The following is an 11,788-nucleotide window of genomic DNA, read 5'->3' on the forward strand; positions in this document are numbered from 1 at the left end:
AAAAATGGCAAGAGCAATTGGACCAGCATGTAGGTTGTGCAGACGCGAGGGACTGAAACTGTTTCTCAAAGGTCAGAAGTGCATGACCGACAAATGTATTTTTAATAAGAGAAAGAACCCACCCGGACCACCACCGAAGCGTAAGCCGAAAATGTCTGGCTATGCGACTCAGCTGCGGGAAAAGCAGAAAGTGAAGCGTGTCTACGGTGTTCTTGAACGACCGTTTCGCAACTATTTTGAATCGGCATCGCGCATGCGCGGCATTACCGGTGAGAATCTGTTGATTCTGCTCGAGCGCCGCCTCGACAACTCGCTCTACCGCATTGGTATGGCGTCGTCGCGCGCGCAGGCTCGAAATTTTATAACGCACGGCCATATTCAGGTCAACGGCCGCCGCGTTGATATTCCGAGCTTTAAAGTTTCTATCGGCGATACCATCGGTCTCGGCGAAAAGCTGAAGTCGAACAAGGTATTGGCTGAAAACCTAGAGATGTCTAAAAATGCCGGCCTCGTCGCCGACTGGATGGAACTCTCAGAAGACGGCAAGTCAGCTAAAGTGGTGAAGCTACCTTCACGCGAGAATGTTGATATTCCGATCAAAGAAAACGTAATTGTGGAATTGTACTCCAAATAATTGAGGGGAGAACACGAGATGGCAAAAGCAGCACCAAAAAATTTACTGAAAGGCCTCAAGCGCCCAAAATCGGCTGAGTTTCAGCACGTCGAGACGCGCCCTGACTATGGCAAATTCGTCGCCGAGCCTTTTGAGAAAGGTTTTGGTGTCACGATCGCGAACAGTCTGCGGCGTGTGCTGATGTCTTACATCGAAGGCGCGGCAATCGTTGCCGTGAAAATCGAAGGCGTCAGCCATGAATTTTCGACGATGCCCGGCATCAAAGAAGATGTGACCCGCCTGATTCTGAACCTCAAACGAGTTCGCCTAAAGATGGAAGGCCAGGGCCCGCTCACTCTCGAAGTCGAGAAGAAGGGCGCAGGTGTTTTGATGGCAGGCGACTTTGCAGTGTCGAACAGTGTCGAGATTATGAATCCCGACCTGGTGCTCGCGCACATGAACGAAGATGCAAACCTCAAGATGACGTTGCAGATCGACAAGGGCCGCGGTTATCTGCCGGCAGAAATCACCAAAAAGATGATCGATGAAGTCGGTGTTATCCCCATCGATGCACTTTTCTCGCCAATCACAAAGGTTAACTTTGACATTACAGAAACGCGCGTCGACCAGCGCACAGATTATGACAAGGTAACCTTTGAGATCTGGACCGATATGACAATTTCGCCAGAAGACGCAATGGCCTATGCGGCGAAGATTCTAAAAGAGCACCTCACAGTTTTCATCAACTTCGCAGAAGAGATGTACGAAGAAGAAGAGTTTGATGAAACCGATGAGCGCCTGAAGAAGGCAATGCAGGTTGCGCTCGAAGACATGGAGATGTCTGTTCGCAGCATTGCAGTACTGCGCAGCCTCGATATGCGCAATGTCAAAGATATCGTAACACGTTACGAAGACGATTTGCGCAAGAGCAAGCATTACTCAGATAAGGTGCTGCTGCAGCTCAAGAGCAAACTCGCCAACATGAACCTCGCATTCGGTATGCGTGACGGCCGCTAAGGCCAAAAAGACGGAGATAACATGATTAAGGGCAACAAAGTAAAGCACCTCAACAAGAAAGTTGGACATCGCCAGGCGATGCTCGGCAACCTTGTGCAGTCGCTGTTTTACCATGAAAATATCACGACTACGGTAGCGAAAGCGAAAGTGGCGCGGCAAATTGCTGAGAAACTTATCACGCGCGCGCGTGAAAACCAGAAGGCAACTCTGTCACCTGCCGAGAAAGTACACAACCTGCGTGAAGCTGGTAAAATTATCACTGACAAAGAGATTCTGCATAAACTCTTTGATGATATTGCACCCCGGTTTGCAACGAGGCCCGGTGGTTACACGCGCATTCTGCGTGTAGGCCAGCGTATTTCAGACGCATCAGAAATGGCAGTTCTGCAGCTCGTCGAGCGCAAAGAGCTGGCACAGCTGAAAGACGACCGGTCAAAGGTTCGTGCGGCGAGAAAGGCAAAGTCGACCAAGAAGCCCGCTGAAAAGAAAGCGGCCGAGCCAAAAGAAAAGAAAGCAAAAAAGAAGTAATCCGGAGTTTCCAGTGAACCGGTAAAACGCGCCCCCGTGGCGCGTTTTTTTATGCCCGCGGGCAAACAGCATTCTGGTTGAAGCGGCATATCGAAAAACAGCACTCTCCCAAAGGTTAACCGTAACAAGCATGGCAGTAAAAACTATCAACGATATCAGAAAATCATTTCTCGAATATTTTGAATCACGCAGTCACCTGCGCCAACCAAGTGCCTCGCTTTTGCCGGCTCAAGACCCAACGCTGCTTTTTACAACTGCGGGCATGGTCCCTTTTAAAGAGTATTTTTCCGGGGCGAGTGCTCCCCCCGCGCCCCGGCTCGCGTCAGTGCAGAAGTGCCTGAGAACCACAGATCTCGAATCGGTGGGCAAAACAAAGAGACACCTTTCCTTTTTCGAGATGCTGGGCAATTTCAGTTTCGGCAACTACTTCAAAAAAGAGGCCATCGAATTTGCCTGGGAATATTCGACGCAGTTCTTGCCTTTCGAAAAAGAAAGAATCTGGATTAGTATTTTCGAAAACGATGATGAGGCATTTGAGATCTGGAACAAGCATATCGGCGTGCCCGCTGAGCGCATCGTGAGGCTCGGGCGCGCAGACAACTTTTGGGGGCCTGCCGGCGAAAGCGGCGCATGCGGCCCGTGCAGCGAACTCTATCTCGACAGAGGCGAAGAATTCGGTACAGACGAGCAGAACCGCGCACCCGGCGGCTCGGGTGATCGCTTCATGGAGTTCTGGAATCTTGTTTTTAACCAGTTTGATTTTCAGAAGGGCGATTATCTGCCGCTAAAACAGACGGGCATCGACACCGGGGCGGGTCTTGAGCGCCTCGCGACGCTCGTGCAGGGTGTTGATTCTGTCTTCGATACCGACGAGCTGATGCGCCTGAGGCAAAAGGCAGGCGAAGTTTTTGCCGCCGAATATACGGGCGCTAACGTGATACCGCTCAGGGTCTTGACCGATCACATACGCACATTGACCTTCGCGATGTCAGATGGTATATTCCCCTCGAATGAGTCGCGCGGTTATGTTTTACGCCGCGTGCTGAGGCGCGCGATGCTGTTCGGGCGCAAATTGGGGCAGCGCGAACCGCTTCTCTACAAACTTTGCGACACAGTGCGCGACATTTACGGCGGCTTCTACACCGAGCTGCAGCAAAATACTGCTTTCATCGCAGATTACATTAAGCAAGAAGAAACGCGATTCTTGTCGACGCTTGATTCGGGGGCCGAGCGGCTCGAGCAATTGCTCGCCCAGAGCAAATCGGTAGGCAAAAAGCAGCTCGAAGGCCGTGACGTATTTCAACTCTACGATACATTCGGATTTCCCCTGGAAATGACGGTTGAACTCGCTGAACTTGAAGGTCTCGCCGTCGACACCGAAGGGTTTTCGGCTGAGATGGAGAAACAGCGTGAACGAGGCAGGGCGGCATGGAAAGGCGCTCTTGAACTGCCCATTGCGCGTGAAATCAAGACCGAATTCACCGGTTATACGAATCTTGAGGCAAACGCCGAAATCGTGACCATCTTAAACGGTGATCGGGCGGTGAATGCAGTCGCTGAAAGTGACAATAAGTCTGCGCCGGTCTTTGTCGTGACGAGATCGACCCCCTTTTACGCGGAGGGTGGTGGCCAGCTCGGCGACAATGGATTCATCAAATCATCCTCAGGTGCTGCGCGTATCGTCGATTGCCGTAAACAGCACGACGCATATGTTCACTTGCTGGCTGACATCGAAGGCACTATCAGCGTGGGAGAAAGCGTGCAGCTCAGTGTCGAGCGCGCGCGCCGTGAGGCGCTGCAGCGCCACCATAGCGCGACGCACTTATTGAATGCTGAACTCAGAAAGGCACTCGGTAACCATGTGAAACAGAGTGGCTCGCTGGTACACCCTGATTACCTGCGTTTTGATTTTGCGCACCCGAAGGCTCTCTCGGCCGAAGAACTGGTGCGCGTCGAAACTGCGGTAAACGACGCAATTGCGGCCAACGCAGAGGTTGCAACGGCAGTTTTGCCGAAATCAGAGGCTGAAAAACGCGGTGCGGTCATGACGTTTGGTGAAAAGTACGGGGATGTTGTGCGTGTTGTTGAGATGGGCGGCTTTTCGAGTGAATTCTGCGGCGGTACGCACGTCGCACGCACCGGCGATATCGCCGGTTTTTTGATACAGAAAGAGTCAAGCCCAGGCGCCGGCAACCGCCGCATCGAAGCCGTCGCGGGCGAGGCTGCGGTGAAAACGCTGCGGCAAAAAATTGCTGAAATTGAAGAGCTGCTGACTGCCGCAGGCCCTGCAGACGCGGGTAAATTCTCTTCACGGTTGCAGGCGCTCGACACAGCGAAGGTAACAGCAGGTTCGATATCCTCACTATGGCGATCTGCGCTTGCCCTGGCGGCCGACGTGCAGCAACACCTGAGCGAGTTGCGTAAGCAGCGCAAAAAGCAAGAGGTGGCAAGTTCGGGAGCCGAATCGGGAGCCATAGCCGAAGCTGTTGTTGCATCCCTACAGACAGCGCCGGGTGGTCTGCGTTTTGCCCTGTATGATGCAGCGGGCCAAACGGTGGGTGACTTGAAGGCGCTGGCTGACAAAGTGCGTGAACGCGATGCAGATGCCCTGTATCTGCTTTTCTCATCAGCAGGCGATGAATCGGTCTTTGTGATCGCGGCTTCGCAGGCCTATGCCGCGGCTAGGCAGCTGCAGCTGAATGCCCTACTCAAGGCGGCACCCGCAAAATTAGGCCTTAGCGGTGGCGGTAAACCAGAAATGATTCAGGGCAAAATGCGCTCAACCGCGGCGCAGGTTACAGAGTATTTTACCGGGAAGGCATAACATGGTCGTCGGTGTGGGCATCGATATTTGCGAGAATGACCGCATTTCAGAAATGCTCGGCAAATATAAAGAACGCTTTCTGAACCGTGTTTTTACACCCGAAGAAGTTTCTTATTGCCTCAAGAAGAAAGATCCGATACCTCACCTGGCGGCGCGCTTTGCGGTGAAAGAGGCTTTTATCAAAGCTCTCGGTATGCGCCGAGACCTGACAATTTCGTACCGCGACGTAGGCCTCAAGGGCAGCGAGGGCAAAAAAGACATTCATGTGACGGGTAAACTCGCCGAGATGCTCGAGACAAAGACTGTGAGCAGCGTGCATTTCAGCATCTCGCATGCGCGCGATTATTCAAACGCCTGCGTCATTCTTGAACGGGGATAATGGCGCCGCCGATTGAACCGCACCTCAATCTCGAAAAAGACGACCGCGAACTGCAGGTTCGCCCGGCACGGCTCACCGACTTTGTCGGCCAGCGCGACATCGCAGAAAATCTATCTGCCTACCTTAAGGCCGCGCTGGTGCGCCGCGAACCGCTTGACCATGTTCTGCTTTCGGGGCCGCCGGGGCTCGGCAAGACCACGCTTGCGCGCATCATCGCCAATGAGGCTGGGGCGCGCTTTTCGCAGATAACGGCGCCCAATATCAAGCGGCCCGGTGATCTTGCGAAAATTCTGAGCGCGCTAGGCGAGAACGATGTGCTCTTCATCGACGAGATTCACAGATTGCCCGCGCCTGCCGAAGAACTCCTTTATGGCGCAATGGAAGACCGCACGATCGACATCGCTGTCGGCGACGGTACGCTCGCCAATTCGGTGCAGATTACCCTGCCTCCGTTTACGCTCGTGGGGGCGACGACAAGACCCGGTGACCTGACGGCGCCGCTGCGCGATCGTTTTGGTATTCGCTTTCATCTTGAATTCTATCAAGATGAGGATATCATAACTATTCTCTCGCGCGCGGCCGACATCTGGAAAATCAGCATGACGGCAGAGTCGCGCGCTTCGGTGAGCCGCAGGGCGCGCAGTACGCCCCGTATCGCATTGCACCTTCTGCGCCGCGTCTGGGATTACGCGCTTGCCGAGAGCGGTGACCTGAGTCACGAAATCGATCGCGGCGCAGCTGAATTCGCGTTTGGCAAAATGCAGATCGATGCAGAAGGTATGACGCGCCTCGACAGGCAGCTTATGCTGAGCATAGCGAACCACTACCAGGGTGGGCCCGTCGGTCTCAAACCCCTGTCAGCGATTCTGGCCGAAGATCTTACCACGCTAGAAGATTACGTTGAACCGTATCTCGTGCGCCGGGGATTTATACGCCGCACACCGCGCGGCAGAATGCTTACCCCTGAGGCTTATAAACACCTCGGCCTCAGTGGCGGGCCGCAGGGCCTGTTCGAACCCTGATTGCCATCGCGGCGCGATTGCAGGTTCTGCCCTCAGGCAGGTTCGTGTGAAATTAGCGCTGAACATAATACTCTGTGCGGTTTTAATTTCGCGCTCGGCGCACGCAGCTGAGCTTAACCCGGGTTATACCGGCGATACGACCGGCATTCAGCAAAGCGATGAATCTAAGTTTCGCCGCGGCGAGGTGATCTTTTTTATTTCGTATCCTTTTACTTTCCTGGGCTCGCTCGCTGTTTACAGCATAGCGGGGTCTGGCATGAGCAGCCTTGACTCGGGCATTGGCCAGTTTTCGCCCTCTGGTGCGGGCTTTTTCGGGCTTGTGGCTGCGACCGCTGCCTTCTTCAGTTTTGGCATTGCGATGAACGACTACCAGGCGATTCAGGCAGACACGCGAACGCAAAACGGCGCGGTTACCGAATATCTCTCGTTCACCACCCGATTTTGAGGGTCTCGGGCGCTGGGTGGCGCTAAGCGTGCTTATTCGGGTTCAGCACGCCGCGCGAGGCTGAAGAAAAAGAGCGAGCTCAGCGCGCCCATGATGACGAGCGCTGAAATGCCGCCAAAGACCGGTAGATTCCATTGCACGGGTATCAGGTCATCGCGTACGAGCAGTACAGCTGCGGCGCACAGGCAGATGATGCCCATTGTGCTGAAATGGTTGCTGCGCTCGCGCGTTTCACGTTCGGGAGGCCGGGTAATTTCTACCTGAAATTTTCCCGAAGAGATCATGCCGATGGTCTTCAGCAACTGATCGGGAATTTTCTCCGCATATTCGAGGTAGTCGGGCAGCGCGCGCAGAATCGACTTTCCATAACGCGCAAGCGACATCTGTTCTGCAAAGATTTTTTCCATCATCGGGCGTGAGACTTTAGCGAGATCCATTTTCGGATCAAGTATCGCACCGACGGCTTCGATTGTAATGATACATTTCGACGATAGCACAAGATCGCCGTGAAAGTACAGGCGGTGTTTCGCACCGATATTCATCGTGTCGAAAATGAGTCGGCCCAGCGAATATTCTTTGAAGCCTGCACCTGACCAGCGTTTGATCTGTTCAGCGAGTTCAAGCCTGAAACCGGCAACATCGGCGCGGCGCCCGGGTTCTGTCAGCTTGACGAGATAGCTTGTGGCGTGGTCAAATTCGCGAATCACCATGAAGTAATAGTAGAGAAACATATTGTTACGCGTCTCAGGCGTGAACGACCCGATCATGCCCAGGTCAATCAGGCAGATTTTGTTGCGGTCGACGATGAACATGTTTCCGGGGTGCGGGTCGCCATGAAAGAAGCCGTCGATGTAAAGCATCTTCAGTACAGCCTGCGCTCCGCGCGCTGCAAGTTTAGGGCCGTTGATGCCCAGGCGCTTGAGTTTTTCACGATCGTCTGGCTTGATGCCGTCGACGAACTCCATCGTGAGAACACGGCGCGAGGTATAGTCCCAGTAGATTTTGGGGAACATGATGTCGTCCCACTCGGCAAAATTCTCGCGAAACATGTCGGCGTGTTTACCCTCTTGCGCGAAATCGAGCTCGCGCATTGTATACTTGGCAAACTCTTCGACGAAGTGCACGGGGCGGTAGTCGCGTATCTTCGGTATGCGCTCCATAATGAATGCGAGCCGGCGCATGACGTTGATGTCGTCGCTGATGAGGCGGGTGATGCCCGGTCGCTGCACCTTGACGACGACCTTTTGTCCTGAGCGCAGCTTGGCGATGTGCGCCTGCGCGAGTGAGGCCGATGCAACCGGCACTTCGCTGAACTCAGCAAAAATATGCCGAATCGGCATGTTAAACTCTGCCTCTATAACTCCTTTTGCTTCTGAATAGGGTATGGGCGGCACCTGACTCTGCAACTTTCTCAGTTCAACAGTGATGCGCTCGGGCAGCATGTCGTCGCGCAGCGAAAGTATCTGCCCGAGCTTCACATAAGTCGGGCCAAGGCGTTCAAGAGTACGTCTGAACTGCACCGGAAAGCGCGCGAAATTCTTGGGCCTTCTGAAAATACGGCGAACAAACCCGGCGACAAAGCGGCGTGAAAATGACCGGGGCCTCAGCCCGCGTGGCCGGTAAAGATATGAAATAAAGACATCGATTAAGAGGTCGATGACGATGGAATTCACCGCAAGCATTCGGCGGATTTCATAGTAGGCGCGACGCATACGTTCTGAGAAATGCAGCGGCGACGGGGCCGTCAAGATATAAACAGATATTTGCCCCTGAGCGATTGCTTTTAGTTGCCAACCTGTAAGCGATGGTCGACATACCCCATGCGCAGATGGCTCATCAGGCATGAGCAGAAAGAACTTCCCTTTGTGGTTTCTTCGGGAACAATCTCAGGCGGATATACCGCTGCCGGCGAGCCTCTGGGCGAATACGAAATGGCTGCGCAGACTGTCCCGCATGCCCCGCAGGTCGTGAGCCTGAACGGCAGGCAGCACCGGCTGTCTGTCTTGCGAAAGGGCAACCAGCTGCTTGTCAACGTCGACGGTTTTTTTTACCGGTTTTATGCGACGCAACTGCGAAACGAGTCGGCAGCCGGTTCGACCGCGCTCGAAATACGCAGCGAGATTCCCGGAAAGATTATCAAAGTTCTGGTGAAACCCGGTGATCAGGTTACGCCGGGGCAGGGCGTCATCGTGCAAGAGGCGATGAAAATGGAGATCACGCTCGCCGCGGCGAGCAGCCGCAAGGTCTCAGAGGTTCTCGTCGAAGCCGGCGCGCAGGTTGCGGCTGATGAAGTTCTGATTCGTCTCTCAGGGGATAATGAAGCCTAGTCGCGTACAGGTACCGAATGCGCACCACGCGCAACAAAAGCCCGCGATTCGCCACCGTATCGCGGGCATCTTCGCGCGTGGTGGTAAGATTCTGCTGGTGAAGCACCGAAAGGCAGGGCGTGAATATTATCTATTGCCGGGCGGCGGGCAAGAGATCGGAGAATCAGCCATTGAAGCACTGGCGCGCGAATGGAAAGAAGAGCTGAGTCTTGAAGTTAAAGTGGGCCGATTTCTCTTTTGTGGTGAGTCAGTGCCGTCAGAGCCGAGGCGCACTCAGGTCTTTCAGATGGTCTTTCATATCGATGCGATCGAAGGCGATATTCAGGTTCACCACGAAGGGGCCCTCGCGGGATACGATTGGGTGCCTATCAATGCACTCTCAGACATTGCGTTCTTTCCTGATTGCCTGCCGCAGGTGAAGGCCTTTTGCCGCGGTGAAGATTTTTCGGTGTACCAGCGGTATCGTTGGCTCACCTGAAACGAATAAAATCGCATGAGTCTCTTAGGTCGGTATCTCGTATCGCTTGCGCTGATCGCGGTTGCGGGCATTGCCTGGTTCGGTGAGCGTTTCGTCGTTCGCCAGCGTGTGGCAGCGCTTGCCGAGCTGCGACTCGACAGATTTCAGGCCGACCTGAACGCTGTTGACGCAGCGGTTGCGCGCAGTAACGCCAACGGTGACTATTTCAGGTTTCTTGGCGCAAGGCCTGGCAAAGACAACGATGCCGTGCTCTTAAACCCCCGCAATGATCTCGTTGAATCGGCAGTGCTGCTCGACAGAAATTTTATGACGGTGGCACGCTCGGGTCGCGACCTCACCGCAGACGAAAGGGGGATTTCAAAACGTTATCAGCAAAAAAATCTGATTACAGACACCGCCCTGATTCGCAAATTTATACTCACTGATTTTGACGGCAAGGGGCTTGCTCACCTGGTCTTGGTCGTGAGGCCCGATTTGAAAAATTCTCATGCGTCTCTTTTTGCCCTGCCTTATGATCTGAGCACAACGGCCGCCTTTTCGCGTGATAATTTCAATAAAGACGAAAAGAAACTGGTTTCGGTATTGCTGGCCGCGCAGAGCGATCGACTGCGTGAATTTACAATCCGCGGCCAACGCCTGGCCTCTGTGCGCAGGGCATTAATGCCTGAGAATCTGATTCTTTACGAAGTAAATCCGCTGCCGCCTGTTTATGCCTATTTCAGCACTTACCTGCTGATTCTCGTTATTCTGGGCTCGCTGCTCTTTCTCTGGCGCGGTTTTGCCGCACAGCGTTATACCCGGCGGGAACTTTCAGAGCGTACTCTGCATGGCTTCAAATCTGCCCTCGGCGCAAGGGAGCAGCAGATTGGGGTGCTCGCGCGGCTTACTGAATCAGATAATTCGATCAAAGAAAAGCTCGTGGCGTCAGTTGACAAAGAGGCTGAAATCGAAGAGCGGCTGAGCCAGGCGCGCGCCGAAAAGCCCGCCGCCGCAGAACCCACACCGCTGGTGATCGACATTATGCCCGAGCGCAGGCAGTTTCGCTTCATGAACCCGGCACGCGTTGTCGCGGCGGCGCCACAGGCAGACCGGCTGAATGAGGGGGAGCGAAAGCTGCGTGAAAAGGCTTTTAGCACCGAACTCAGGGGCCTCATGGATGAGCTCGCAAAGCCTGCCACGCCCGCACCTGTCGGTGGTGGCGAAGGCGACCTCATCCGCGAAATCGAAGCTTTTGAAACCGCGCACCAGTACCCGCCGATCGACCAGTACCTCTACTATCTGAATGAACTCTATTTCGACGACGTTACTCCGGCTGAACTGGCAGAAGCCCTGCGTGTCGCGGGCGACGCTGTGCAGTCCCAGAGTTTTGCGCTTCTGCTCTACGATGCGGCCGGCGCGTATTTCAAAACTGCATTTGTGCATGCGGCGCCTGAGTCGCTGAGACAAACGTTCTTCTTGCTGGTGCGCGACACTGTAATACCCAATGATTTTGCCGACTACGGTTATGTGACAGCAACGGCTCAGTTGAAAAAGAACCCTTACTTTCGAAAGCGTCTGCCCCCTGAATTTGGCGAAGCCCTCAAAGGCGTACACGTCTTTAGCATCAGCGAAAGTTACCTGCGGGCTCGCATCGTCTTTTTCGATACCGCGCGGGGCGGCGAAATCGCCGACGCCGGAGTTTTGAGCTCAATACGCGCCTATCTGAGGCAGCTGGCCCCAGCCGTGCACATGTACATTGCCGATCAGGCATCGATGGCCGCGACGGGTGACGCACGTAACCTTGCCGTGTGGTCGGTCAAAGAGCTTCGCGAGAGTATACGCCGGCTCGAAGACGGGGCAACCTGGATTTCACAGTACGTTTTCGAATCTGGCCTGAAGCTCGACGAGCAGCTGTCGCTGATGAGCGATATCGGCCGCACGCTCGAGTCAGGCGAAAAAGTGGTTATGCTCAGCCCGACACGTATTGCCGTCGTTCACCGCCAGGGCGCCGCAAAGCTTATTGAAGAGCGCGTCGGCCGCGTCGGTAAAAAGTTTATCGTCAAAGAAAGCGAGTTTGGCAAAACCTCGCGCAATCTTTATACGTTTGCCGAATTCTAGCGGGTTACTGAATAAGAAACCTGCTAACAGGTTCCTTTTTCAGGAACCTGTTAGACAG

At 54.2% G+C, this 11,788-nt stretch carries 11 protein-coding genes; 10 read left to right on the forward strand and 1 reads right to left on the reverse strand.

Annotation, left to right across the window (positions count from 1 at the left end):
* Nucleotides 1-4: 4 nt before the first annotated feature.
* The 7 genes from rpsD to TURPA_RS12780 all read left to right on the forward strand — a co-directional run bounded on the left by rpsD (nt 5) and on the right by TURPA_RS12780 (nt 6,828).
* A complete protein-coding gene (rpsD, locus tag TURPA_RS12750; RefSeq protein WP_014803720.1) occupies nt 5-634 on the forward strand; it encodes a 30S ribosomal protein S4 in 630 nt (209 codons plus the stop codon).
* Between the two features lie 18 nt (nt 635-652).
* Nucleotides 653-1,630 (forward strand): DNA-directed RNA polymerase subunit alpha, encoded by a 978-nt coding sequence (locus TURPA_RS12755; RefSeq protein WP_014803721.1) that lies wholly within the window; start codon nt 653-655, stop codon nt 1,628-1,630.
* Nucleotides 1,631-1,651: 21 nt separating this feature from the next.
* Nucleotides 1,652-2,158, forward strand: a complete 507-nt coding sequence (gene rplQ / locus TURPA_RS12760; protein ID WP_014803722.1) for a 50S ribosomal protein L17 — start codon at nt 1,652-1,654, stop codon at nt 2,156-2,158.
* Nucleotides 2,159-2,288: 130 nt separating this feature from the next.
* Entirely contained in the window at nt 2,289-4,982 is a 2,694-nt protein-coding gene (gene alaS / locus TURPA_RS12765) for an alanine--tRNA ligase (protein ID WP_014803723.1), read from the forward strand.
* 1 nt (nt 4,983) lies between these two features.
* Entirely contained in the window at nt 4,984-5,361 is a 378-nt protein-coding gene (gene acpS / locus TURPA_RS12770; protein ID WP_014803724.1) for a holo-ACP synthase, read from the forward strand.
* A complete protein-coding gene (gene ruvB / locus TURPA_RS12775) occupies nt 5,361-6,383 on the forward strand; it encodes a Holliday junction branch migration DNA helicase RuvB (RefSeq protein WP_014803725.1) in 1,023 nt (340 codons plus the stop codon). Before acpS ends, ruvB begins: the two co-directional genes overlap by 1 nt.
* A 46-nt stretch (nt 6,384-6,429) precedes the next feature.
* Nucleotides 6,430-6,828, forward strand: a complete 399-nt coding sequence (locus TURPA_RS12780; RefSeq protein WP_157210489.1) for a hypothetical protein — start codon at nt 6,430-6,432, stop codon at nt 6,826-6,828.
* 32 nt (nt 6,829-6,860) lie between these two features.
* Here the strand turns inward: TURPA_RS12780 and TURPA_RS12785 are convergent, their stop codons facing one another.
* Nucleotides 6,861-8,540: an ABC1 kinase family protein gene (locus TURPA_RS12785; protein ID WP_014803727.1), complete on the reverse strand. Its 1,680-nt coding sequence runs from the start codon at nt 8,538-8,540 to the stop codon at nt 6,861-6,863.
* Nucleotides 8,541-8,648: 108 nt separating this feature from the next.
* Between TURPA_RS12785 and TURPA_RS12790 the strand changes: the two genes are divergently transcribed.
* From TURPA_RS12790 to TURPA_RS12800, 3 genes are read left to right on the forward strand one after another with little or no spacing between them, the layout of a single operon-like run.
* The gene (locus tag TURPA_RS12790; RefSeq protein ID WP_014803728.1) at nt 8,649-9,155 is read left to right on the forward strand and encodes an acyl-CoA carboxylase biotin carboxyl carrier protein subunit; all 507 of its coding nucleotides are present in this window, start codon (nt 8,649-8,651) and stop codon (nt 9,153-9,155) included.
* On the forward strand, nt 9,145-9,633 hold the full coding sequence (locus tag TURPA_RS21915; RefSeq protein WP_014803729.1) for an NUDIX domain-containing protein: 489 nt from the start codon (nt 9,145-9,147) through the stop codon (nt 9,631-9,633). Before TURPA_RS12790 ends, TURPA_RS21915 begins: the two co-directional genes overlap by 11 nt.
* A 15-nt stretch (nt 9,634-9,648) precedes the next feature.
* The gene (locus TURPA_RS12800; protein WP_014803730.1) at nt 9,649-11,730 is read left to right on the forward strand and encodes a hypothetical protein; all 2,082 of its coding nucleotides are present in this window, start codon (nt 9,649-9,651) and stop codon (nt 11,728-11,730) included.
* The last annotated feature ends 58 nt before the right edge of the window (nt 11,731-11,788 follow it).

Source organism: Turneriella parva DSM 21527 (genome assembly GCF_000266885.1).
Taxonomy (GTDB): Bacteria; Spirochaetota; Leptospiria; order Turneriellales; family Turneriellaceae; genus Turneriella; species Turneriella parva.